Source organism: Burkholderia metallica, from assembly GCF_001718555.1.
In the GTDB taxonomy this organism is placed as follows: domain Bacteria; phylum Pseudomonadota; class Gammaproteobacteria; order Burkholderiales; family Burkholderiaceae; genus Burkholderia; species Burkholderia metallica.
The window spans coordinates 2,301,057-2,323,489 of sequence record NZ_CP013403.1 but is presented as its reverse complement, the minus strand read 5'-3'; the positions used below and the strand labels follow the sequence as shown (position 1 = coordinate 2,323,489).

The following is a 22,433-nucleotide window of genomic DNA, read 5'->3' as shown; positions in this document are numbered from 1 at the left end:
GCCCGGCCGGGCTCGAACGGGCGCGCCTTCGACGCGCGCCCGTTGTGCCGCACCCGGCCGTGCCCCGATCAACGTCCGACGGTCGCGCTGCCGTTTCCGCCGAGATCGACCGCGTACGCGAGCGCCAGTTTGCCGAACTTCAGCGCATGGTTCGCCTGCCGGTCCGAGTTCTCCAGCGTGTCGTTCACCGTATGGATGTACGGGCTGTCGTTCTGGTCGGCCTCGAACGGGAACGACGCCGGATACCCCTGCGCATTCCACGACGCGTGATCCGAGCACGCATACCCGCACTGCGACGTGCCGATCGCAAGCTCCGGCAGGTAGGTCTTCGCGAGGTTCGTCAGATAGGTGTTCTGCGCGGCGTTCGTGTAGTCGGTGATCAGGTAGATATCCTTCGGATCGCCCTTGTAGTTCGTCATGTCGAGCTGCAGTACGCCGACCACGTTCGCGTTCTGCGTGCGGAACTGCTTCGCGATCGCTTTCGAGCCGAGCAGGCCGGCTTCCTCGGCCGCGTACCCGATGAACTTGATCGTCCGTTTCGGCTTGTAGTTGTTCGCGAGCAGCACGCGCAGCGCTTCGGTGAGGCTCGCGATGCCCGACGCGTCGTCGTCGGCGCCGGGCGAGCGCGTGTTCTCCGTCGTGCGGCCGACCGTCGAATCGAGGTGACCGCCCAGCACGACGGTGCCCGCGGCCGGATCGCTGCCGCGGATCGTCAGGATCACAGATTTCTGCGGAAAGCCCGTGTGCGTGAACTGCTCGACGGTAATGTCGGCGCGCGAACCCGCCAGCTGCTTCCACTGCAACGCGAGCCAGTCCGATGCGGCGACGCCGTGCGACGTCGTGTAGTAGCGGTTCGTGAAGCCGGACAGCGACGTGATCGTGCCGACGATGTTGCTGGCCTGAAGCTGCTGGATCCACGTGCCGATCTGCGGCGCGTTCGCAACCTTGTAGGCGGGCGCCGCGGCCTGTTTCGCGAGCGTCGCCGGCAACGGCTGCAGCGCTTGCCGTGCTTCGTCGAACGAATCGTGCACGACGTAGCCGGGCCCGTGGCCGCGCGTATGGTGGACGGCATGGGCGAGATCGCCCAGTCGCGCAGCGTCGATCTCGACGACGTGAACGGTCTCGCGGCGTGCGGTGCCGTCGGCCGTCTTGCCGGCGTCGACGGTCGTGCTGTACTGCGCGGCGGCGCTTGCGTCGATGCGCTGAAGCTGGCGGAACGCGGTGTCGCCGAGCGTGATCCAGACGGGTGCCGCGTGCGCGGCGGCGCTCAGCAGCATGCCGCCCAGCGCGGCGCTCAGGTGGGTCGGTTTCAGAGTAGGCATGGTCGATCTCGTGAGGATGGCGATGTCGATGAAGGGAGCGCGCCGCAGGTCGTGCAGCGTGCTCCCGCCTGCTGCGGTATTACGACTTCTGCGGAACGGTCACGCCGTACGTGCAGCTCTTGTTGTACGCGTTGCCGATCGCGGTGAGCTGCGCGTTGCTGTAGCCGAGCGCGGACGCCGCCGTCAGCACGGCCTGCGCGGCGGCCTTCTGGTTGGTCGAGCTGTTGGTCATCGACAGCCCTTTCAGGAACGCCTTGTCCATCGCCTGCGCGCCGATCGCGTCGCGCGCGACGAGGTTGCACGACGCCCAGTACTGGCCGGCCGTGTGGATCTCCGCGCCGCGGGCCTGCGCATAGGTGCGCCCGACGTTCCAGTTGGTCACGCGGCCGCCCCAGAACTCGTTGTGCCCGTCCCAGTTGTAGACCCAGTGGTACTGCGCATCCGACGGGCTCCACTGGTTGAAGTCGCGGCTGTACGCGGCGGCGAGATAGTCGCCGGTGCCTTCCGACAAACCTTCCTGCTGCGACAGGCCGCCGTTCGTCACCCAGTCGTGGATGCCGTGGCCGAGTTCGTGAATCACGACGTCCGCGTCTTCCGCGTCGTCCACGCCGCCCTGACCGAACGTCAGTCGCCCGCTGCTCGACGAGTACGACGAGTTGTCGTCGCCCGATTCGCCGTGCGGGTCGTACTGCACGCCGCCCGTGTACTGGTACGGCAGCGCCTTGATCCCGAGCGTCTGGTTCACGTAACGCAGGAACGTGTCGATGTGGTAATACGCGTTCACCGCTTCGAAATACAGGTTGCCGCGCGTGAATTCGAACGCGGGTGTCGATTGCGTCGGGCATGCCTTGTCGAGCGGCGCATCGAAATCGACGCAGGCCGCGTACGGGCCCGTCAGCGTGTAGCGCGAACCCGACTGCGCGATGTCCTTCAGCGTCACGCGCACGCGCGCGGCGGTGAGCTGCGACGAATCGGCGTCGTTGGCGTCCTTGTAGCCGGTGCTGCCGTAGCTGCTCTTCGTCGGCGAAAGCGGATCGGGACGGAACACGAAGCCGGTGCCGTCGGTCGCGTAGAACGCCTTGTCCTCGGCGCGCAGCACTTCGCCGCTGCCCGAGTCGATCAGCAGTTCCCAGTCGCCCTTCGGGCCGTCGTTCGGGCGGCCGCGCACTTTCCACGCGGTATGCGTGCCGGTCTTGTCGACGAACGCGACGAGCTGCGCATCGAGGTTCGTGAAGCCGCTCACGCCGAGATACGCGCGGGCGCGGTCGAGCGCCTGCTGCTGGTCGACGGCCTGCGATTTGCGCGCGGTCGCGACCACGCCGTTGATCGTGTTGCTCGCGACGTACAGGATGCGGCCGTCCTTCGCGACCGTCACCGCGATGTCGCTGCCGTACACCGGCAATCCGGCCGCCTGCTGCTGCATGCGCACGACGGTGAAGTCGGCATCGCTGCGCTCCGACGTGACGACGAGGCTCGCGAGCGCGTTCGCGTCGAGCCCGAGCTGCGCGGCCTGCGACGCAACGAAGTCGCGCGCGCTGGCGGCGGGTGTCCCGGCGGCCTTCTTCGCGCGATACGCGGGGTTGTACAGCGTGACGGCGACGCCGTCCGCGCGGAACTGCCCGGCGGCCGTATCGGTCCTGGCGGCCGGCGGCGCGACGCCGCGTGTCAGGCTTTCGCGCAGGCTCGTCGCTTGCGGATTCGACACCTTGGTATCGGCCGCGGTGCCGCCGACGATGCCGAAACCGAGCGCGAGACCCAGGGCGAGCGGCAATGCTTTGCGTGATGTCTGCATACGTGATCCTCATCTCAACGGTTGGACACGCCCGCGCGTTCGTGGCGCGCAGGCACGACACGGCCCGCGCGCCGGCTCGATGGAACCGGTGCGGCGAAGCGGTGTGGGGAGCGTCGACTGACTAAGGAACCCTAAATGTCAGGTCGAAGGAAAACAGGCGGGTGACGAGCGGGGCGAGCGGATGGAGAAGCGAACGGCAGGCAGGTGCGGCGACGGCGAATCGAGCATCGTCATGTCATACCCCTCGGATCGGACGGATATCGGTTGATGGCCCGCATGGCGAGACGTGCGGCGCGCGGCGAGCCGCGTACGCGTGTCGTTAGGGAGCCTATCTAACTTTTTTTGGTATGTTACAGAATATTTTCAACGACATTCCAAATTATTTTCGACGACCGCTTCGGTCCGTCGATCAATCGCCGGCATTGTTCAGCGAGCGGCGGCAAACGCCGCCGGAACGTGCAATACCGCGCCGGATTGTGCCGAATGCCGACGACGATCAGCGCGTCACGCGCCGGTCGCTGCGCGGGCTCAGGCCGAAGCGCGCGCGATACGTGCGCGAGAAATGCGACGGCGACTCGAACCCGCACGCGACGCACACCGACGTGATGCTCATGTCGGTCTGCTGCAGCAGTTCGCGCGCCCGGTCGAGCCGCAGGTTCAGGTAGAAATGCGTCGGCGTGTCGTTCAGCGTCGCGCTGAACAGCCGTTCGAGCTGGCGCCGCGTGATCGACACCTCCTGCGCGAGCGCATCGGAGCCGAGCGGATTTTCCATGTGCCGCTGCATCGTGCCGATCACCTGGATCAGCTTGCGGTTGTGCACGCCGTAGCGCGCGGCGATTTCGAGCCGCTGGCTGTCCGAGCGCTGCCGGATCCGGCTGACGACGAACTGCTCGGAGATGGCTGCCGCGAGATCGGCGCCGTGCCGTCGGCCGATCAGGTCGAGCATCATGTCGATCGACGCGGTGCCGCCCGCGCACGTGATGCGCCGCTCGTCGATCTCGAACAGCTCCTGCGTCGCGTTCAGGCCCGGATAGCGTTCACGGAACGCGGCCAGCGCTTCCCAGTGCAGCGTGAGCGGCTGCGACGCGTCGAACAGCCCGGCTTCCGCGAGCACGAAGCTGCCCGTGTCGATGCCGCCGAGCGTTGCACCATGACGGTGCTGGCGGCGCAGCCAGTCGCCGATCGCACGCGTGTAGCACACGAGCGGATCGAAGCCCGCGACGACGAACACTGTCTCGACGTTGCCGACGTCCGCGCACGCGGCTTCGGCGGCGACCGGAATGCCGTTGCTCGCGGCGACGGGCGCGCCGTCGGCGCTGATCACGTGCCAGCGGTAAAGCTCGCTGCGAAAGCGGTTCGCGACGCGCAGCGGCTCCACCGCGGACATGAAGCCGAGCGCGGAGAAGCCGGGCAGCAGCAGGAAGTGGAAATCCTCGGGCATCGGGGCAGCGGATGGAGTCGGGTGGCGTCGTGCAGCATGCGGGGCGGCGGGCGCACGCGTATGCGCCGCGGCCGGCTCGCGCGCACGGAACGGTCAGGCGGAGATTATCGCGGGTTTTGCGCGGCGTCAGCGCGTTTTTGCGCCGCGCGCGGACCGGCGCGCGGTGGTCGACGGCAACTCGCCGAACTGCGCGTTGTACGCGTTCGCGAAATGCCCGAGGTGGATGAAGCCCCAGCGCGCGGCCGCGTCGCTGATCGACAGGTCGGCCTGCCGCGTGTCGAGCAGCATCCGCCGCACCTGCGACAGGCGCAGCGAGCGCACGTAATGCAGCGGGCTCGTCTGCACGACCGACTGGAAGCTGTTCTGCATCGTGCGCCGGCTCACGCGCAGTTGCGCACACAGGCTCAGCACGTCGACCGGCGCTTCGGGGTGGTCGATCACGTAGTCGTGCACGCGGCGCACGATGTCGGCGCGGCACGCATGCGTGAGACGGTTCGCCGGTTCGGGTATCCGGTACGTGAGGAGATCGACGAGCACGTTGCCGACCTCGCCGCGCAGCTCACGCTGCGCGCGTGCGTCGCGGTACGCATCAGGCGCCGCCAGCACGCGCTCGAGCTGCGTGGCGATTTGCACGCTCGCGCGCATCAGCACGGCGGTGGGCATGTCGACCACGCCGCGCCGCAACGCGGCTTCGTCGAGCCGTACATCGGCCGCATCCTCGACCTGCTGCATCAGCTCGGCGTCGGCGACGACGCCGACCAGCGACATGTCGTCGGGCGAATGCAGCTCGAACGGTGCGCCGCCGCGCGCCATCACCATCGTGCCGCGTTCGACGCGCGCGCCGCCGAATGCGAACGCGCCCGAGCCGGTGAGCGGCATGCCGAACACCGTATGGTCGTGCGGCAGGCGGCCACGCTGGATGATGCGCACGTTGGCAGCTTCCTGGAACAACTGCACGCCGTCCAGCACCGCGTGCTTGACCGCGCTGCGATACACGCCGGCGCCGATCTGGTCGTAGCGCTGGTTCCAGCCGCGCAGCGCGTCGGCATGGCTGTCCGCGTTGTCGAACCTCTCGTGAAACACGAACACGGCGCCTCCAGGTGTGTCGATCGGGACCGCGCAAGGTTAAACCGACCGCGCGGTCGGCGCAATACGGGGGAGCGCTATTCCGCGCGCCTGCGTCAGAGGGTCGGAAGCGTCCGGACGGCGCGGCTTTCAGGCGGTTTTCCAATATCCCGAATCGGCACGCACGCGGTGCCGGTCCGGGTGCTGACCGGATTTATTGTCGAACTACAGTCGCCCCACACAACGTGATTCCCCAACTGGAGGCGACATGAGGACAAGGCGACGAACCGCGGTGCTCGCGGCGACGCTGGCGTTCGCGGCGGCATGGGCGGGCAGTGCGAGCGCGACGGAAAAGCCCGAGGAACTGGTCGTGCAGAAAATGCCGCCATGGCATCCGCACGCGGTCTATATCGTCGACATCTCGATGCCGTCGATGACCGACGGGCGCATCTACGTGTACGACGCCGATGCGAAGAAGCTGCTCGGCCAGATCGACGGCGGCTTCGGCCCCGGCTTCGCGATTGCGCCGGACCACCGGACGAGCTTTGTCGCGACGACCTACTTCTCGCGCGGGTCGCACGGCACGCGCACCGACGTCGTCGAGCTGACCGACAACACGACGCTCGATCATGCCGGCGAGATCGTAATTCCGGCCAAGCATGCGCAGCACGTGCCGTCGCCGTACAACACCGCGTTCAGTGCCGACGGCAAGCGGCTGTACGTCGCGAACATCACGCCGGCCGCATCGGTGACGGTGATCGACGCGGTGTCGAAGAAGGTGCTGTCGGAAATCGACACGGCCGCCTGCGTGCTCGCGTATCCGTCGGGCAACGACCGTTTCACCGCACTGTGCGAAAGCGGCAAGGCGCTGACCGTCACGCTCGATGCGAACGGCAAGGAGACGAAGCGCGCGATGTCGGACGCGTTCATCCACGTCGACAAGGATCCGGCGTTCGTGAATGCGTCGCGCTACCACGGCCGCTATCTGTTCACGACGTACGGCGGCCACGTGCTCGACGCGGATTTCAGCGGCGACAAGCCGACGTTCGGCAAGCCGTGGGCACTGCTGACGGACGCCGAGCGCGCCGAAGGCTGGCGCCCGGGCGGCATGCAGCAGACGGCCGTGCACGCGAAGCTGAACCGCTACTACGTGCTGATGCACAAGGGCGGTGACGGCTCGCACAAGGACCCCGGCATGCAGGTCTGGGTGTATGACCTGAAGTCGCAGCGGCGCGTCGCGCGCTGGGATCTGGCGCAGCAGAAGATCGATCCGCTCGTGTCGATCCAGGTCAGCGAGGACGACCGGCCGCTGTTCTACGGGCTGACGGCGACCTCCGACCTCGTCGTGATGGATGCGCGCACCGGCAAGCTTCAGCACGTGGAGAAGCAGATCGGCAATACGTCGTCGCTGCTCGTCAACCCGTGAGGCCGCGATGACACTCGATCCCGTACTGGCCACCAGCGCGCAGGCCGGCGCCGCCGCCGTCGTGCTGCTCGGCGCGTTCGCGAAGATGCGCCGGCCCGCCGCGTTCGGTCGGGCACTCGCCGGCTACCGGCTGCTGCCCGACGCACTGACCGCACCTGTCGCGTTCGCGATTCCGCTCGCGGAAGTAGTCGGCGCCGCGGCGCTGCTGTTTCCCGATACGCGCATGGCCGGCGCGATCGGCCTGATCGCGCTGCTCGCGGCGTTCGCCGCCGCGATCGCGATCAATCTCCTGCGCGGCCACACCGACATCGACTGCGGCTGTTCCGGCTTCGCGGCGGCGCGTGCCGACGTACCGCGCGGCATCGGCTGGCTGCACGTCGGGCGCGCGCTGCTGCTCGCCGCGCTGGCCGCGACCGCGTTCGTCGAACCGGGTGCGCGCGCGGTCGTGTGGTTCGACTACCTGACGCTGTTCTTTTCCGTGCTGCTGATCGTCTGCGCGCTGCTCACCGTCGACGTGCTGCTCGCCAACGTCCCGCGCCTTTCCCATCTGAGGAATTCATGATGCAAACCGCTCTCACCGTTTCCACCGCACTGTTGTGGGTGGCCGTCCTCGCGCTCGGCGCGATCTGTCTCGCACTGGTGCGCCAGATCGGCATCCTGTACGAACGCATCATGCCGGCCGGCGCGTTGATGATCGACAAGGGGCCGGCGGTCGGCGCGATCGCGCCGACGTTCGAGCTGACCGACATTCGCGGCGCGCGGGTGAAGGTCGGCGGCATCGACGCGTCGGGCAACGCGACGCTGCTGTTCTTCCTGTCGCCGACGTGCCCGGTCTGCAAGAAGCTGTTGCCGCTGCTGCCGTCGCTGCAGGCGAGCGAGGCGACGCCGGTCAACATTGTGCTCGCGAGCGACGGCGATGCCGACGAACACGCGCGCTTCGCGCGCAAGCACGACCTCGGGCGCTTCCCGTACGTGCTGTCCCAGGAGCTCGGTCTTGCGTACCAGATCGGCAAGCTGCCGTACGCGGTGCTGCTCGACGAAACGGGCACCGTGCGCGCGAAGGGGCTCGTCAACACGCGCGAGCATCTCGAGAGCCTGTTCGAAGCGAAGGCGCGCGGCGTCGCGTCGCTGCAGCAGTTCGTGCACGGCGATCACAGTCACGACGCGCACGCGCAGCACGCATGACCGGCCGACCCACTTTCAACGTCATTGGAGAACAACCACATGGGCCTGTTTGATTCATGGTTCGAGCGGTCGGCGCGCGGCGTCGCGCAGCACAGTTCGCGGCGCAGCGCGATGGCGAAGCTCGGCAAGGTGCTGGTGGGGTCGGCGATGCTGCCGCTCCTGCCCGTCGATCGCACCGCGTATGCGGCCGACGCGGCATCGGGGGCGTCCGGTGCGGCGGCGGCCGGGGCGAGCGACGACCCGACGAGCTGCGACTACTGGAAATACTGCGCGATCGACGGCTGGCTGTGCAGTTGCTGCGGCGGCACGTCGAGCAGTTGCCCGCCGGGCACCACGCCTTCGCCGATCACGTGGATCGGCACGTGCCGCAACCCGCACGACGGTTCGGACTACATCGTGTCGTACAACGACTGCTGCGGCAAGACGTCGTGCGGCAAGTGCTTCTGCAATCGCAACGAGCGCGAGAAGCCGCTGTACAAGCTGTCGCTGAACAACGACATCAACTGGTGCATGGCCAACGGCAATTCGAACTATCACTGTTCGGTATCGGTTCTGCTGGGAGCGGCAAAGCAATGAAACGGAAGCAAGCGGAAAAGATCGCTGTCGCGTGCGTGACGGCCGTGGCGGCCTTCGCGCTGGCGGGCGTCGCCGGCGCGCAGGAAGCCGTGCGTTACCCGGCCGGCAAGAACCTGTTCGATGCGCAGTGCGCGGTGTGTCACCAGGCGGGCGGCAAGGGGCAGGACGGCCTCGCGCCGCCGCTGACCGAGTATCCGGGCAAGTATGCGACGGCCGCGGCGGGGCGCGCGCAACTGGTCGCGACGCTGCTGCACGGGATGTTCGGCGAGATAAAGGTGCGCGACAAGAGCTACAACTTCAAGATGCCGTCGTTTGCGAGCGCGAGCGACGACGACATCGCGCACGTGCTCAACTACGTCGTGTTCGATCTGAACGCGCAGCACGGCGATGCGAAGCCGTTCACGGCGGCCGATATCCGCGCGGCGCGCGGGAAGGAGATGGACGGCACGGCCGTTCACGCGCAACGCGAAACCGTCGTCAAGGGGCTCGGCCTGTGAGGCTCGCCCGCGCGGCCCCCGTGGGCGACACCGCGCCGCGCACGCGGTGCGCGGCGGTGCGTCGGTTCGGCAGCGTGTCGCGCCGCGTGGCGTTGCGGCTGATGCTGGGCGGTGCGCTCGTCGGGTTCACCGCGGCATCCGCGCAGGCCGAAGGCGCGGGCGACGCGGCGCTCGCGCGGCAGCACTGGGTGCTCAACTGCATGGGCTGCCACACGGCGACGGGCGGCGGTATTCCCGGCAAGGTGCCGCCGCTGGCCAACTCGCTCGGCTATTTCACGCACCTGCCGGCCGGGCGCGAGTACGTGATGCGCGTGCCCGGCGCGTCGAATTCGGCGCTGTCGGACCAGGATCTGGCCGACGTGCTCAACTGGGTGCTCACGACCATGAACCGCGACGCGCTGCCGCGCGACTTCCGGCCTTATACGGCCGCCGAAGTCGCCGCGCACCGCCGTCCCGCTTTTTCCGACGTCGCGACCGTGCGCGCCGGCCTCGTTCGCGCGTTGCAGTCGCGCGGGATCGACGGCGTTGCCGAGCGCTACTGACCGACTCGTTCAGGACATGTCGCGGCCGGGACGATGCGGGCCGATGCGTTCGTGCGCATGATCGCGGAAAGCGCGCGGGCCGGGGCGTGACGCGCACGCCGCGTGCGGTGTCGCCAAAAAAAAACCGCCAACCCGTGACGGGTTGGCGGCTCGCGTTACGATGACCGGTATCAGAACTGGTTCATCGTGTTGTCCTTGCCCGCCGCCTTCAGCGCTGCTTCGCCGCTGAAGTATTCCTTGTGGTCGTCGCCGATGTCCGAGCCGGACATGTTCTGGTGCTTCACGCAGGCGATACCCTGACGGATTTCCTTGCGCTGCACGCCGGCCACGTAGCCCAGCATGCCCTGGTCGCCGAAGTATTCCTTGGCCAGGTTGTCGGTCGACAGCGCGGCGGTGTGGTACGTCGGCAGCGTGATCAGGTGATGGAAGATGCCCGCTTCACGCGATGCGTCGGCCTGGAACGTGCGGATCTTCTCGTCGGCGAGCGCCGCCAGTTCCGTGTCGTCGTATTCGACGCTCATCAGCTGCGCACGGTCGTAGGCCGACACGTCCTTGCCTGCCGCCTTCATCGCGTCGTATGCCTGCTGACGGAAGTTCAGCGTCCAGTTGAACGACGGGCTGTTGTTGTACACCAGCTTCGCGTTCGGGATCACCTTGCGGATCTCGCTGACCATGCCGCCGATCTGCGCGATATGCGGTTTTTCGGTTTCGATCCACAGCAGGTCGGCGCCGTTCTGCAGCGACGTGATGCAGTCGAGCACGCAGCGTGCTTCGCCCGTGCCGGCGCGGAACTGGAACAGGTTGCTCGGCAGGCGCTTCGGACGCAGCAGCTTGCCGTCGCGCTTGATGACCACGTCACCGTTGCCCAGCTGGTCGGCCGACAGCTCTTCGCAGTCGAGGAACGAGTTGTACTGGTCGCCCAGGTCGCCCGGCGTGTGCGTCACGGCGATCTGCTTGGTCAGGCCGGCGCCCAGCGAGTCGGTACGGGCGACGATGATGCCGTCGTCCACGCCCAGTTCCAGGAACGCGTAGCGGATCGCGCGGATCTTCGCGAGGAAGTCTTCGTGCGGCACCGTGACCTTGCCGTCCTGGTGGCCGCACTGCTTCTCGTCGGACACCTGGTTTTCGATCTGGATACAGCAGGCGCCTGCTTCGATGAACTGCTTGGCCAGCAGGTACGTGGCTTCCGCGTTGCCGAAACCGGCGTCGATGTCGGCGATGATCGGCACCACGTGCGTGACGTGGTTGTCGATCTTCTCCTGGATCGCGGCCTTCGCGGCGGGGTCCTTGGCGGCGTCCAGTTCGCGGAACAGGCCGCCCAGTTCACGAGCGTCGGCTTGACGCAGGAACGTGTACAGCTCGCGGATCAGCGCGCTGACCGAGGTCTTTTCGTGCATCGACTGGTCCGGCAGCGGGCCGAACTCCGAGCGCAGCGCGGCGACCATCCAGCCCGACAGGTACAGGTAGCGGCGTTCGGTGCTGTTGAAGTGCTTCTTGATCGAGATCATCTTCTGCTGGCCGATGAAGCCGTGCCAGCAACCCAGCGACTGCGTGTACTTGGACGGATCGGCGTCGTAGGCGGCCATGTCGGCACGCATGATCTTCGCGGTGTACTTGGCGATGTCCAGGCCCGTCTTGAACTTGTTCTGCGCACGCATGCGGGCGGCGTACTCGGGGTTGATCGCATTCCACGCGTTGCCGTGGGTTTCCTTCAAACCGGCAACTGCCTTGATGTCGTCTTGATACTGGGCCATGTCAATCTCCTGGGAGCAAAGCACGTTTGAGTAACGGGTTGGGCGTGTCCGCCAGGTCTGTCGAAGCGGACTGCATGGGATGAATGGTAACGCCGCCCGTCAGGCTTTTGGTGATGTCTTATATAAGACATAAGACATTATTTTTGCTTGTTTTTCAATGAGATACGTTGCGATTTTTGCGATGTAAAACATGTTTTCAAGCGACGAAAAGGCGGCGGCGCGGGAATTCGACGAGGATTCCGCAATACGAAACGCGCTTTCGGCTGCTGGAGGCCGGGCCACTTTCACACGGGCCCGTGACATCCGTTCGTCGGCACGGCCGAGCGGCACGGGCCGGGCGTGGCGCCGGCATGCGGCGAGCGGCGGTCGGAATCGGCAATGACGCGCCGCATGCGGACAAGCCGGCGCAATCGGAAATGCGCTCGAAAACCCCGTCCACCAAGCCTCTGAAGAAACCTAGTGGTTTCCACTCATAGTCGCAAACAGTCAAGAACAGGTCGCCGCCGGTCTTCTCGCGACCAATATGGCTCGTTACTTTTACTCCCACGATGCAGGCCGGGCACACCCCGCGCACCGGCTGCCGCGAGTCCCACCGGGAGGAAACGAACCATGAAGTCGACGAAGATCGCCGCGCTTGCCGCGGCCGTGCTGGCGACCGGCGCGTTCACACACGCGGCGCTTGCCGAAACGGATGCCGCGACCTGCCGCACCGTGCGTTTCGCGGATATCGGCTGGACCGACATCACGTCGACCACGGCGCTCGCGTCGACCGTGTTCGAGGCGCTCGGCTACAAGCCGACCACGACGATCGCGTCGGTGCCGATCTCGTTCGCCGGCCTGAAGAGCAAGCAGCTCGACATATCACTCGGCTACTGGTGGCCCGTGCAGCAGAAACAACTCCAGCCGTTCCTCGACAGCAAGTCGATCAATGTCGTCGAACCGCCGAACCTGTCGGGCGCGAAGGCGACGCTCGCGGTGCCGAGCTACGAATACCAGGCCGGCCTGAAGACCTTCGAGGACATCGCGAAGCACCGCGCGGAACTCGACGGCAAGATCTACGGGATCGAGCCGGGCAGCAGCGCGAACGCGACGATCCAGAAGATGATCGACACGAACCAGTACGGGCTCGGCGGCTTCAAGCTCGTCGAATCGAGCGAGGCCGGGATGCTGGTGACGGTCGAGCGCGCGATCCGCGAGAAGAAGTGGGTGGTCTTCCTCGGCTGGGAACCGCATCCGATGAACATCCAGCTCAGCATGAACTATCTCTCCGGCGGCGATGCGTCGTTCGGGCCCAACTACGGCGAGGCGCGCGTGTACACGCTCACCGCGCCCGACTTCATTTCACGCTGCCCGAATGCCGGCAAGCTCGTCACGAACCTGCGCTTCTCGACGCAGCTCGAGAACCAGCTGATGCAGTCGGTGATGAACAAGACGAAGCCGGCCGAAGCCGCGAAGGCGTACCTGAAGAAGAACCCGCAGGTGCTCGATCCATGGCTCGCGGGCGTCAAGACGTTCGACGGCAAGGACGGGCTGCCGGCCGTGAAGGCATATCTCGGCCTGTGACGACCCGCGCGCATCCACTGGTGCGCCCCGACAAAACACCCGCAATGCGACACAACCCGATTCAAGCGAGGCAACCAGCATGAACCACGAAGTCATCATCACCTGCGCCGTCACCGGCGCGGGCGATACGGTCGGCAAGCATCCGGCGATTCCGGTCACGCCGAAGGAGATCGCGGCCGCCGCGATCGAGGCCGCGAAGGCCGGCGCGACGGTCGCGCACTGCCACGTGCGCGATCCGCAGACGGGGCGCGGCAGCCGCGACCCGAACCTGTACCGCGAAGTGGTCGACCGCATCCGCTCGGCCGACGTCGACGTGATCATCAACCTGACGGCCGGCATGGGCGGCGACCTCGAGATCGGCCCGGGCGAGGACCCGATGCGCTTCGGCAAGGGCACCGACCTGGTCGGCGGCCTCACGCGCCTCGCGCACGTCGAGGAACTGCTGCCCGAGATCTGCACGCTCGACTGCGGCACGCTGAATTTCGGCGACGGCGACTACATCTATGTGTCGACACCCGCGCAGTTGCGCGCCGGCGCGAAGCGCATCCAGGAACTCGGCGTGAAGCCGGAGCTGGAGATCTTCGACACCGGCCATCTGTGGTTCGCGAAGCAGTTGCTGAAGGAAGGGCTGCTCGACGATCCGCCGCTGTTCCAGCTGTGCCTCGGCATTCCGTGGGGCGCGCCGGCCGACACGGGCACGATGAAGGCGATGGTCGACAACCTGCCGCCGGGCGCGCACTGGGCCGGCTTCGGGATCGGCCGCATGCAGATGCCGATGGTCGCGCAGGCGATGCTGCTCGGCGGCCACGTGCGCGTCGGCCTCGAAGACAACATCTGGCTCGATCGCGGCGTGCATGCGACCAACGGCACGCTCGTCGAGCGCGCGAGAGAGATCGTCGAACGGCTCGGCGGCCGCGTGCTGACGCCGGCCGAAGGCCGCCGCAAGCTCGGCTTGCCGGCGCGCGGCGAGCGTGCGCTCGAACGCCGTCCGGTCGCCGAATTCGCGTGAGCGGTTTCGCCCCCTGATCGATACGAAGCGGCGGCGCGCTCCGGCGCGGCCGCCCACCGATTTCCCCTGATTTGAAGGATGCGTTGACATGGCTGTGAAGACCGACATCAAGACGTTCGCCGCCATCGGCACCGGCGTGATCGGCAGCGGATGGATTTCCCGCGCGCTCGCGCACGGTCTCGACGTGGTCGTATGGGACCCGGCGCCGGGCGCGGAAGCGCGGCTGCGCGCGAACGTCGCGAACGCATGGCCCGCGCTCGAACGCGTCGGCCTCGCGCCGGGCGCCGATCCCGCGCGGCTGCGCTTCGTTTCGACGATCGACGCATGCGTCGCCGATGCCGATTTCATCCAGGAAAGCGCGCCCGAGCGCGAGGCGCTGAAGCTCGAACTGCATGAGCAGATCAGCCGCGCGGCGAAACCCGACGCGATCATCGCGTCGTCGACGTCGGGGCTGCTGCCGACCGATTTCTACGCACGGGCGACGCATCCGGAGCGCTGCGTGGTCGGCCATCCGTTCAATCCCGTGTACCTGCTGCCGCTCGTCGAGGTGCTTGGCGGCGCGCTTACGTCGCCGGAAGCGGTCGAAGGCGCGATGGCGGTCTATCGCTCGCTCGGCATGCGGCCGCTGCACGTGCGCAAGGAAGTGCCGGGCTTCATCGCCGATCGCCTGCTCGAAGCGTTGTGGCGCGAGGCGCTGCACCTCGTCAACGAAGGCGTCGCGACGACCGGCGAGATCGACGATGCAATCCGCTTCGGCGCCGGCATCCGCTGGTCGTTCATGGGCACGTTCCTGACCTACACGCTCGCCGGCGGCGACGCGGGCATGCGACACTTCATGCAGCAGTTCGGCCCCGCGCTCGAACTGCCGTGGACGAAGCTGGTCGCGCCCACGCTCACCGATGCGCTGATCGACCGCGTCGTCGAAGGCACGACCGAACAGCAGGGCACGCGCAGCATCAAGGAACTCGAACGCTATCGCGACGAGTGCATCACCGAGGTGCTGAAGTCGATCGCCGCGGTGAAGGCGCGGCACGGGATGCGATTCGAAGACTGAGGGCGAAAGCGATGACGGGCGATACCCCGCTGACGATATACCGCGACGTGGTGCGGCCCGAATGGGTCGACTACAACGGCCACCTGCGCGATGCGTTCTACCTGCTGATCTTCAGCTTCGCGACCGATGCATTGCTCGATCGCATCGGCCTCGACGACGCCGCGCGTCGCGAGCGGGGCCGCTCGGTCTACACGCTCGAAGCGCACGTGAACTACCTGCACGAGATCAAGGAGGGCACACCGGTGCGCGTCGATGCACGCGTGCTCGCGCACGACGCGAAGCGGCTGCACCTGTATCTCGAACTGTTCGCGCCCGGGCGCGACGATCCGGTATCGGCGAGCGAGCAGATGCTGCTGCACGTCGATACGCGCGACGGCGCGAAGTCCGCGCCGTTCGACGACGACGTGGCCGCACACGTGGCCGAGTTGCACGCATTGCAGCGCGACTGCGCGGCGCCCGCGTATGCGGGCCGCGTGATCGGGCTGCCGCCGCGCCGTTAGCCGGCGCGCACCTTCAACCGCGGAGCGCGCACGATGCTCGAACCGGAAATCGCGGCGTTCGTCGCTGCCGTCGACGCGTGGTATCCGGCCGACGCGGCGGCGCGCTCGCCCGACGCACAGCGGCGCCTCTACGACCGCTTCGCGGCCGAATGGACGCCGGCCGCGCTGCCGGACGGCATCGTGCAGCACGACGCCGTGTGGCAGACACCCGACGGCCGCGCGATTGCGCTGCGGCGCTACACGTCCGCGCACGGCGCGCCGCGCGGCACCGTGCTGTTCTTTCATGGCGGCGGTTTCGTCGTCGGCTCGCTCGACAGCCATGCGCTGATCACCGCGCAACTGGCGGCCGATACGGGGCTCGACGTGATCGCGGTCGACTACCGGCTGGCGCCCGAGCATCGTGCGCCGGCCGCGCTTGAAGATTGCCTGGCAGTCACGCGCGCCGCACGCGATGCACGCTGGCCGTTCGGGCCGTGCGCGCGCCCGCTGACGCTCGCGGGCGACAGCGCGGGCGGGATGCTCGCGGCGGCGGTGGCCACCGCGTTGCGCGATGCGGGCGAAGCCGGCCTCGACGGTATCGCGCTCGTCTATCCGATGCTCGGCTTCGAACCGCAGTCGCCCGCGCGTGAAACCGAAGCGCACGCGCCGATGCTGACGCTCGACGACGTTCACCGCTATCGCGCGCTGTATTGGGAAGGCGGCTTGTCCGATGCGCTGGCGCACGGCCACCCGCTGTTGCGCGCGTCGGTGCCGCTCGCGGCTTCGCGGTTCGACGGCCTGCCGCCCGTGCTCGCGATCGGCGCGGAACACGACCCGCTGCGCGACGATGCGCGCGTGTACGTCGAACGGATTCGCGCGGCCGGCGGGGCCGCGCACTACTGGATGGGAGAGGGGCTGGTGCACGGCTGTTGGCGCGCGCTCGGGACGAGCCCGCAGGCCGCTCGGATGCACCGGACGGTCGGCGGTTTTTTGCTCGCACCACACGCGTAGCGGGCGTTACCGGGAGGCAACGATGCAGGCAGCGCAACACCGTATCGAGGACTGGCGGACGTTTTCCGCCGACGCGGCCATTGCGGCGGCGACGATCGGCGACGGGGCGGTGGATGTCGAATGGAGCGACGCGCGACGATCGCCGTTTCATTTCGACTGGCTGCGCGACAACTGCGCGTGTTCCGCGTGCGTGCATGCGGTGACGCGGGAGCAGGTGTTCGAGATCGCCGATGCGCGCGAGGATCTGTGCGCGCTCGCCGTGCTCGTCGAAGCCGACGGCGCGCTGCATGTCGAGTGGAACGACGGGCATCGCAGCGCGTGGTCGCCCGGCTGGCTGCGTGCGCATGCGTACGACGATGCGTCGCGCGCGGAGCGCCAGGCCGCGCACGGCCGGCACGTGTGGGCCGGAGACGATGCAACGGCCGTCGGCGTGTTCGCGTGGCGCGACGTGATGGAGGATGACGGTGCGTTGCTCGCGTGGCTCGCCGCGTTGCAGCGCACGGGGCTGACGCGCGTCGAAGGCGTGCCGGCCGAGCGCGGCCGCGTCGACGAGATCGCGCGCCGCGTCGGCCTGATCCGCGAAAGCAATTTCGGCGTGCTGTTCGACGTCGAATCGAAGCCGCGCCCGGACAGCAATGCGTATACGTCGCTGAATTTGCCGCCGCACACCGATTTGCCGACACGGGAATTGCAGCCGGGCGTGCAGTTCCTGCATTGCCTCGCGAACGACGCGACCGGCGGCGACAGCGTGTTCCTCGACGGCTTCGCGCTCGCGGATGCGCTGCGGCGCGAGTATCCGGCCGATTTCGAGCGGCTCGCGTCGACACCGTTCGAGTTCTGGAACAAGAGTGCGAACAGCGACTATCGCTGCTCGGCGCCGGTGATCGGGCTCGATGCGCGCGGCAACGTCACCGAGGTGCGCGTCGCGAATTTTCTGCGCGGGCCGCTCGATGCGCCGGCCGGCTCGGTCGCGGCCGTCTATCGTGCGTACCGGCGGTTCCTTGCACTGGCGCGCGAGCCGCGCTTTCGGGTGCAGCGCCGACTGCGCGCGGGCGACATGTGGGCGTTCGACAACCGGCGCGTGCTGCATGCGCGGACGGAATTCGATCCGTCTACCGGTCGCCGGCATCTGCAGGGCTGCTACGTCGATCGCGACGAGTTGCTGTCGCGGTGGCGCGTGTTGTCGCGCTCGGCAGCCGTCCCGCGCTGACTGGCGCACCCGGCTTCGTCCCGCACGCGCGCTTGCGTCGCGGACGAAAAAGCGCCCGGACGCAAGGCGCCCGGGCGAAGCCACCCGCTGCCGGGCGGCGGAGGTATGCGTTTCACAAAAAAGACGAGCCCCGCAACGGGGCTCGTCCTGAGACTGCTTCATCGCGCGACGCGCGGCGCCCGCCGGGGGCGCATCGGCTTACTGACCGAAGAAGATCGAGTCGCGAGCGTTCGACGACGCTGCGGCCGGGGCGCCCGAGTGGACGACCGGAGCCGGTTGCGCGCCGTAGCCGCTGGTGTCGGCACCATGAACACGCGCTTCGGCGCTCTGGATGTCGTTCGGGTAGTACGGGCTCGACAGGCCCGGCTTGTAGCCGGCTTGTTCGAGCTGAACCAGTTCGTTCTTCACTTGCGCGCGGGTCACGGTGCTTTGGGCGAATGCGCCGAACGAAGCGGACAGGGCGGCAGCGGCAACGACTGCGGAAACGAGCGATTTCATGATGACCTCCGGTGTTTTATTGAGTTCGCTGTCGACACCATGTCTTGAGCGATTGATCAAATCTTAGTCATCGGAAGGTTCAGGGTAAACGCTGATTTTGACGATAGATTGTTTCCTGGGTGGTAACAGTGGCGCGTCGAATCAGTCTTTCAACCGGCTTTCTTTTCGGTCGGTGTAATAAGTCTGACGAATGTTGCGCGGCACGCATCGCGCTCAGCGCACTTCGGCCGCCGTGTCGAGCGGCCGGCGCGGCGGGCGTCCTGCCGGCGCGCCCGCGCCGAGGAAGCGCACGCCCGTCGCGGCTTCCGACGCTTCCCACAGCAGCGCCGCCGACGCCACGTCGCGCGCGGCACGCGGCACGCTCGCGGGCGCCGGCAGCCCGCGCGACTCGAACCAGCCGGACGGCCCGATATACGCGCCGCCGGCGAGATCGGGTGCGGTCGCCGCATGAATCGCGGGCAGCGCGCCCTGATCGGCCGGCTGCGCAAGATAACGGTTCGCGGCGCGCATCAGCGCGGCGCGAAGCGGCGCCCCGTCCATCGCCGGGCCCGCGAACTGCAGGTTGGTCGCCGCGTAGCCCGGGTGCGCGGCCACGCTGATGCCGGCGAACGCCGCGCGCTCGAAACGGCGCTGCAGTTCGATCGCGAACACGAGATTCGCGAGCTTGCTGTCGCAATAGGCGAGATAACGGTTGTAGCGGTGCTCGGCGCGCAGGTCGTCGACGCGGATCCGGCCGCCGCGGTTCAGGCCGCTCGACATCGTCACGACACGTGCGCGGCGCGCGGCGCGCAGCGCGGGCAGCAGATGGCCGGTCAGCGCGAAATGGCCGAGGTGGTTGGTGCCGAACTGCATCTCGAAGCCGTCGTGCGTACGGCGCAGCGGCAGGAACATCACGCCGGCGTTGTTGCAGAGGATGTCGACGCGGCCATGGCGTTCGGCGACGTCGGCCGCAAAGCGCGCGATGGACGCGAGGTCGGCCAGGTCGAGCGGATCGACTTCGACCCGGGCATCGGGATGGAGCCGGCGGATCGCGTCGGCGGCCTGCGCGGCGCGGGCGGCGTCGCGGCAACCCATCACGACCGTCGCGCCTTTCGCGGCCAGCGTTTCGGCGAGCTGCCAGCCGAGGCCGCTGTTGGCGCCGGTCACGACCGCGACCTTGCCGCCCTGCGCCGGGACGTGGCGCGCGCTCCATGCATGCATGTCTGCCTCCATCGGCGCGACCGGGCGGTCGCGACGCGTAATCATTACATCGATTGATGTAACGATAGTGCGCGCAGGCGCGGCAGACAAGCGGGGGAATTAGGCACGCGCTTCTAGCGCGGGCGCATCGCGGGATGTCGAGCCCGTGACACGCGGCGGGCGGGATTTACCTGCCGCCGGCCAGCGCGAGCACTTCCGCGGCGGAGATCATCGCGGCCGCGTTCGCGGGGGCCGGGCGCTCGGCCGGGCGGAATACTTCGTCGCCGCGATGGATGACCTGGCGCGACAGCGCGCAGGTGCCGGTGCGCTGCGCGAAGCGGCGGCGCCAGCGCTGTTCGCCGTAATGACAGCGGCCGGGTTCGACCCAGCGGACGACGAGCAGCGTATCGGAGCGTTCGAGGATTTCGACGTGGACGTCGGTGGGATCGAGCACAGGCAGGGATTTGGAGGCCTTCATTTTGCCGTTTCCTAAAGCTCGTGCGGTTTCGGCCGTGGCAGTGGATGTCACTACCCGAGGGCGAATCCGTAGCGGTTTCCATGAGTGGTGCGCTAAATGTAAGCGTCTGTGACCGGAAAAAACATCCTGTCTGGCTCAAATTACCTTTTGCCGATTCAGAAACAATCCACGCTTATTTTCTTGAAAACCACAGACAAAAACGCCCCGGACGTGAAGTCCGGGGCGGAAAATCGGCCCGCGCGCCGTGTCTGCTCGCCCAGTCACGGTGCCCATCGCCGGGGGACGGAGGTGCCCGCAGGGATCGAACGCGGGCGGGGAGGCGACGGGCCGGAAGCGCGGTCCGGTACGTGATGATCGCGCGCGCATCCCGTTGAGACCCTGACGCGAACATGACTTTTTCGTCAGGTTCGCGCGGCGCCGCGCCGGGCGTGGGCGAAGGCGCCGCTCCAAGGCCCCGACGACAGGGGCGCTGCGGCAGATCCGGGAGTGTTCTTGCGGCGGCCGTCGACCCGCGAAGCTTCCCGCGTCGTCCGATTTTCCCGTCGGGGTAAATACTGAATCCTGATTCCGTGACAAACGCGAAACCGCTTCCTATTATTGGTTGGACCTTTGGTCCTTTGTGCCAATCGGCCGACGGCTGGCCGGCTTTTTCGGGAGAGTTGCTCATGAGATTGCAGGGCAAGCGCGCGCTGGTGACGGCGGCCGGGCAGGGCATTGGCCGCGCGACCGCGCTGCGGTTCGCGAGCGAGGGCGCCGACGTGCTGGCGACCGACATCAACGAAGCCGCGCTCGTTCGGCTCGAGGCCGATGCCGAACGTGCGGGCGGCCGGCTCGTCACGCGGCGGCTCGACGTGACCGACGCGCAGGCCGTTGCGGCGCTCGCCGCGCAGGAGCGCGCGTTCGACGTGCTGTTCAACTGTGCGGGCTATGTGCACCACGGCTCGATCCTCGATTGCGACGAAGACGCGTGGGCGTTCTCGCTGAACCTGAACGTCACGTCGATGTACCGGCTGATCCGCGCGCTGCTGCCGGCGATGCTCGAAGCCGGCGGCGGGTCGATCATCAACATGGCGTCGGCCGCATCGAGCGTGAAGGGTGTGCCGAACCGCTTCGTCTACGGCACCACCAAGGCGGCCGTGATCGGGCTGACCAAGGCGGTGGCCGCCGATTTCGTCGAACGCGGCATCCGCTGCAACGCGATCTGCCCGGGCACGATCGAATCGCCGTCGCTGGAGCAGCGGATCGCCGACCAGGCGCGCACGCGCCACGTGTCGACCGACGAGGTGCGCCAGGCGTTCGTCGCGCGCCAGCCGATCGGCCGCATCGGCAGCGCGGACGAAGTGGCCGCGCTCGCGCTGTACCTCGCCTCCGACGAAGCCTCGTTCACGACCGGCGCGATCCATCTGATCGACGGCGGCTGGTCAAACTGACCGTGTCGAACTGACCTGACCGATCGAGCCTTCCCATTCACCTTCCGTTTCCGTTCAGACGACGACATGAAACTGCTGAGATTTGGCGACAAACACCATGAAAAGCCGGGCCTGCTCGATGCGCAGGGCCGCATTCGCGACCTGTCCGGCGTGATCGACGACATCGCCGGCGATGCGCTGACGCCGGCCTCGCTCGCGCGGCTGCGCGACATCCCGCCGTCGTCGCTGCCGCTCGTCGACGGTACGCCGCGCATCGGCGCGTGCGTCGGCCGGGTCGGCAAGTTCATCTGCATCGGCCTCAACTATTCCGACCACGCGGCCGAATCGGGGATGGAAGTCCCGAAGGAGCCCGTCGTGTTCGGCAAGTGGACGAGCGCGATCTCGGGGCCGAACGACGACGTCGAGATTCCGCGCGGCTCGGAGAAGACCGACTGGGAGGTCGAGCTCGGCGTCGTGATCGGCCAGGGCGGCCGCTATATCGACGAAGCCGACGCGCTGTCGCACGTCGCCGGCTACTGCGTGGTGAACGACGTGTCGGAGCGCGAATACCAGCTCGAACGCGGCGGCACGTGGGACAAGGGCAAGGGCAACGACACGTTCGGCCCGCTCGGCCCGTGGCTCGTGACGGCCGACGAAGTGCCCGATCCGCATGCGCTGCGGCTGTGGCTCGACGTCGACGGCCATCGCTACCAGAACGGCACGACCGCGACGATGGTGTTCCGCGTGCCGCACCTGATCAGCTATCTGAGCCGCTTCATGAGCCTGCAGCCGGGCGACGTGATCTCGACCGGCACGCCGCCGGGTGTGGGCCTCGGGCAGAAACCGCCCGTCTATCTGCGCGCCGGGCAGGTGATCACGCTCGGCATCGACGGGCTCGGCGAGCAGCGCCAGCGCACCGTGCAGGCCTGAATTCCTTTCGCGG

At 67.6% G+C, this 22,433-nt stretch carries 22 protein-coding genes; 14 read left to right on the top strand and 8 right to left on the bottom strand.

Annotation, left to right across the window (positions count from 1 at the left end; genetic code table 11):
• Positions 1–68: 68 nt before the first annotated feature.
• The 4 genes from WJ16_RS29895 to WJ16_RS29880 form a co-directional block, all read right to left on the bottom strand.
• On the bottom strand, positions 69–1,322 hold the full coding sequence (locus tag WJ16_RS29895) for a M20/M25/M40 family metallo-hydrolase (protein ID WP_069260580.1): 1,254 nt from the start codon (positions 1,320–1,322) through the stop codon (positions 69–71).
• Between the two features lie 79 nt (positions 1,323–1,401).
• A complete protein-coding gene (locus WJ16_RS29890) occupies positions 1,402–3,114 on the bottom strand; it encodes a M36 family metallopeptidase (RefSeq protein ID WP_069260579.1) in 1,713 nt (570 codons plus the stop codon).
• 496 nt (positions 3,115–3,610) lie between these two features.
• The gene (locus tag WJ16_RS29885) at positions 3,611–4,555 is read right to left on the bottom strand and encodes a GlxA family transcriptional regulator (RefSeq protein WP_069260578.1); all 945 of its coding nucleotides are present in this window, start codon (positions 4,553–4,555) and stop codon (positions 3,611–3,613) included.
• Positions 4,556–4,681: 126 nt separating this feature from the next.
• Positions 4,682–5,644, bottom strand: coding sequence for a helix-turn-helix domain-containing protein (locus tag WJ16_RS29880; protein ID WP_069260577.1), 963 nt, complete (start codon positions 5,642–5,644; stop codon positions 4,682–4,684).
• Between the two features lie 244 nt (positions 5,645–5,888).
• On the opposite strand from WJ16_RS29880, the gene WJ16_RS29875 reads away from it, so the two are divergent.
• From WJ16_RS29875 to WJ16_RS29850, 6 genes are all read left to right on the top strand, one after another.
• On the top strand, positions 5,889–7,046 hold the full coding sequence (locus WJ16_RS29875) for an amine dehydrogenase large subunit (RefSeq protein ID WP_069260576.1): 1,158 nt from the start codon (positions 5,889–5,891) through the stop codon (positions 7,044–7,046).
• Positions 7,047–7,053: 7 nt separating this feature from the next.
• Positions 7,054–7,608, top strand: coding sequence for a MauE/DoxX family redox-associated membrane protein (locus WJ16_RS29870; protein WP_069260575.1), 555 nt, complete (start codon positions 7,054–7,056; stop codon positions 7,606–7,608).
• Positions 7,605–8,231, top strand: a complete 627-nt coding sequence (gene mauD / locus WJ16_RS29865) for a methylamine dehydrogenase accessory protein MauD (RefSeq protein ID WP_069260574.1) — start codon at positions 7,605–7,607, stop codon at positions 8,229–8,231. The genes WJ16_RS29870 and mauD overlap by 4 nt, the downstream gene beginning before the upstream one ends.
• A 39-nt stretch (positions 8,232–8,270) precedes the next feature.
• A complete protein-coding gene (locus tag WJ16_RS29860; protein WP_069260573.1) occupies positions 8,271–8,807 on the top strand; it encodes a methylamine dehydrogenase light chain in 537 nt (178 codons plus the stop codon).
• Positions 8,804–9,304, top strand: a complete 501-nt coding sequence (locus WJ16_RS29855) for a c-type cytochrome (RefSeq protein ID WP_069260572.1) — start codon at positions 8,804–8,806, stop codon at positions 9,302–9,304. The genes WJ16_RS29860 and WJ16_RS29855 overlap by 4 nt, the downstream gene beginning before the upstream one ends.
• Positions 9,305–9,405: 101 nt before the next feature.
• A complete protein-coding gene (locus tag WJ16_RS29850; protein WP_175911260.1) occupies positions 9,406–9,846 on the top strand; it encodes a c-type cytochrome in 441 nt (146 codons plus the stop codon).
• 170 nt (positions 9,847–10,016) lie between these two features.
• On the opposite strand, the gene WJ16_RS29845 is transcribed toward WJ16_RS29850, so the two are convergent.
• Positions 10,017–11,600, bottom strand: coding sequence for an isocitrate lyase (locus tag WJ16_RS29845; RefSeq protein WP_069260570.1), 1,584 nt, complete (start codon positions 11,598–11,600; stop codon positions 10,017–10,019).
• A gap of 609 nt (positions 11,601–12,209) precedes the next feature.
• On the opposite strand from WJ16_RS29845, the gene WJ16_RS29840 reads away from it, so the two are divergent.
• The 6 genes from WJ16_RS29840 (at position 12,210) to WJ16_RS29815 (ending at position 17,926) form a co-directional block, all read left to right on the top strand.
• A complete protein-coding gene (locus tag WJ16_RS29840) occupies positions 12,210–13,163 on the top strand; it encodes a choline ABC transporter substrate-binding protein (protein WP_069260569.1) in 954 nt (317 codons plus the stop codon).
• A gap of 79 nt (positions 13,164–13,242) precedes the next feature.
• Positions 13,243–14,172 carry a 3-dehydrocarnitine:acetyl-CoA trimethylamine transferase CdhC gene (gene cdhC / locus WJ16_RS29835; RefSeq protein ID WP_069260568.1) on the top strand — a complete coding sequence of 310 codons (930 nt, stop codon included), beginning with the start codon at positions 13,243–13,245 and terminating at the stop codon, positions 14,170–14,172.
• 88 nt (positions 14,173–14,260) lie between these two features.
• On the top strand, positions 14,261–15,226 hold the full coding sequence (locus WJ16_RS29830) for an L-carnitine dehydrogenase (RefSeq protein WP_069260567.1): 966 nt from the start codon (positions 14,261–14,263) through the stop codon (positions 15,224–15,226).
• An 11-nt stretch (positions 15,227–15,237) separates the two neighbouring features.
• A complete protein-coding gene (locus WJ16_RS29825) occupies positions 15,238–15,726 on the top strand; it encodes a thioesterase family protein (RefSeq protein ID WP_069260566.1) in 489 nt (162 codons plus the stop codon).
• 33 nt (positions 15,727–15,759) lie between these two features.
• A complete protein-coding gene (locus WJ16_RS29820) occupies positions 15,760–16,716 on the top strand; it encodes an alpha/beta hydrolase (RefSeq protein ID WP_069260565.1) in 957 nt (318 codons plus the stop codon).
• 22 nt (positions 16,717–16,738) lie between these two features.
• Positions 16,739–17,926 carry a TauD/TfdA family dioxygenase gene (locus tag WJ16_RS29815; RefSeq protein WP_069260564.1) on the top strand — a complete coding sequence of 396 codons (1,188 nt, stop codon included), beginning with the start codon at positions 16,739–16,741 and terminating at the stop codon, positions 17,924–17,926.
• 198 nt (positions 17,927–18,124) lie between these two features.
• On the opposite strand, the gene WJ16_RS29810 is transcribed toward WJ16_RS29815, so the two are convergent.
• From WJ16_RS29810 to WJ16_RS29800, 3 genes are all read right to left on the bottom strand, one after another.
• On the bottom strand, positions 18,125–18,424 hold the full coding sequence (locus tag WJ16_RS29810) for a DUF4148 domain-containing protein (protein WP_069260563.1): 300 nt from the start codon (positions 18,422–18,424) through the stop codon (positions 18,125–18,127).
• Between the two features lie 213 nt (positions 18,425–18,637).
• Entirely contained in the window at positions 18,638–19,624 is a 987-nt protein-coding gene (locus WJ16_RS29805; protein WP_069261219.1) for an oxidoreductase, read from the bottom strand.
• 166 nt (positions 19,625–19,790) lie between these two features.
• Positions 19,791–20,081, bottom strand: coding sequence for a DUF3331 domain-containing protein (locus WJ16_RS29800; protein WP_069260562.1), 291 nt, complete (start codon positions 20,079–20,081; stop codon positions 19,791–19,793).
• A gap of 665 nt (positions 20,082–20,746) precedes the next feature.
• On the opposite strand from WJ16_RS29800, the gene WJ16_RS29795 reads away from it, so the two are divergent.
• Both WJ16_RS29795 and WJ16_RS29790 read left to right on the top strand, forming a co-directional pair.
• On the top strand, positions 20,747–21,511 hold the full coding sequence (locus WJ16_RS29795) for an SDR family oxidoreductase (protein ID WP_069260561.1): 765 nt from the start codon (positions 20,747–20,749) through the stop codon (positions 21,509–21,511).
• 66 nt (positions 21,512–21,577) lie between these two features.
• A complete protein-coding gene (locus WJ16_RS29790; protein ID WP_069260560.1) occupies positions 21,578–22,420 on the top strand; it encodes an ureidoglycolate lyase in 843 nt (280 codons plus the stop codon).
• Positions 22,421–22,433: the final 13 nt, after the last annotated feature.

Bases quoted from the DNA above. Each gene is read 5' to 3' on its own strand.
- WJ16_RS29885 (WP_069260578.1), bottom strand. From the start codon at position 4,555: ATGCCCGAGGATTTCCACTTCCTGCTGCTGCCCGGCTTCTCCGCGCTC.
- WJ16_RS29840 (WP_069260569.1), top strand. From the start codon at position 12,210: ATGAAGTCGACGAAGATCGCCGCGCTTGCCGCGGCCGTGCTGGCGACC.
- mauD (WP_069260574.1), top strand. From the start codon at position 7,605: ATGATGCAAACCGCTCTCACCGTTTCCACCGCACTGTTGTGGGTGGCC.
- WJ16_RS29860 (WP_069260573.1), top strand. From the start codon at position 8,271: ATGGGCCTGTTTGATTCATGGTTCGAGCGGTCGGCGCGCGGCGTCGCG.
- WJ16_RS29810 (WP_069260563.1), bottom strand. From the start codon at position 18,424: ATGAAATCGCTCGTTTCCGCAGTCGTTGCCGCTGCCGCCCTGTCCGCT.
- WJ16_RS29845 (WP_069260570.1), bottom strand. From the start codon at position 11,600: ATGGCCCAGTATCAAGACGACATCAAGGCAGTTGCCGGTTTGAAGGAA.
- WJ16_RS29895 (WP_069260580.1), bottom strand. From the start codon at position 1,322: ATGCCTACTCTGAAACCGACCCACCTGAGCGCCGCGCTGGGCGGCATG.
- WJ16_RS29850 (WP_175911260.1), top strand. From the start codon at position 9,406: ATGCTGGGCGGTGCGCTCGTCGGGTTCACCGCGGCATCCGCGCAGGCC.
- cdhC (WP_069260568.1), top strand. From the start codon at position 13,243: ATGAACCACGAAGTCATCATCACCTGCGCCGTCACCGGCGCGGGCGAT.
- WJ16_RS29820 (WP_069260565.1), top strand. From the start codon at position 15,760: ATGCTCGAACCGGAAATCGCGGCGTTCGTCGCTGCCGTCGACGCGTGG.
- WJ16_RS29805 (WP_069261219.1), bottom strand. From the start codon at position 19,624: ATGCATGCATGGAGCGCGCGCCACGTCCCGGCGCAGGGCGGCAAGGTC.
- WJ16_RS29855 (WP_069260572.1), top strand. From the start codon at position 8,804: ATGAAACGGAAGCAAGCGGAAAAGATCGCTGTCGCGTGCGTGACGGCC.
- WJ16_RS29790 (WP_069260560.1), top strand. From the start codon at position 21,578: ATGAAACTGCTGAGATTTGGCGACAAACACCATGAAAAGCCGGGCCTG.
- WJ16_RS29815 (WP_069260564.1), top strand. From the start codon at position 16,739: ATGCAGGCAGCGCAACACCGTATCGAGGACTGGCGGACGTTTTCCGCC.
- WJ16_RS29800 (WP_069260562.1), bottom strand. From the start codon at position 20,081: ATGAAGGCCTCCAAATCCCTGCCTGTGCTCGATCCCACCGACGTCCAC.
- WJ16_RS29890 (WP_069260579.1), bottom strand. From the start codon at position 3,114: ATGCAGACATCACGCAAAGCATTGCCGCTCGCCCTGGGTCTCGCGCTC.
- WJ16_RS29875 (WP_069260576.1), top strand. From the start codon at position 5,889: ATGAGGACAAGGCGACGAACCGCGGTGCTCGCGGCGACGCTGGCGTTC.
- WJ16_RS29830 (WP_069260567.1), top strand. From the start codon at position 14,261: ATGGCTGTGAAGACCGACATCAAGACGTTCGCCGCCATCGGCACCGGC.
- WJ16_RS29825 (WP_069260566.1), top strand. From the start codon at position 15,238: ATGACGGGCGATACCCCGCTGACGATATACCGCGACGTGGTGCGGCCC.
- WJ16_RS29870 (WP_069260575.1), top strand. From the start codon at position 7,054: ATGACACTCGATCCCGTACTGGCCACCAGCGCGCAGGCCGGCGCCGCC.
- WJ16_RS29795 (WP_069260561.1), top strand. From the start codon at position 20,747: ATGAGATTGCAGGGCAAGCGCGCGCTGGTGACGGCGGCCGGGCAGGGC.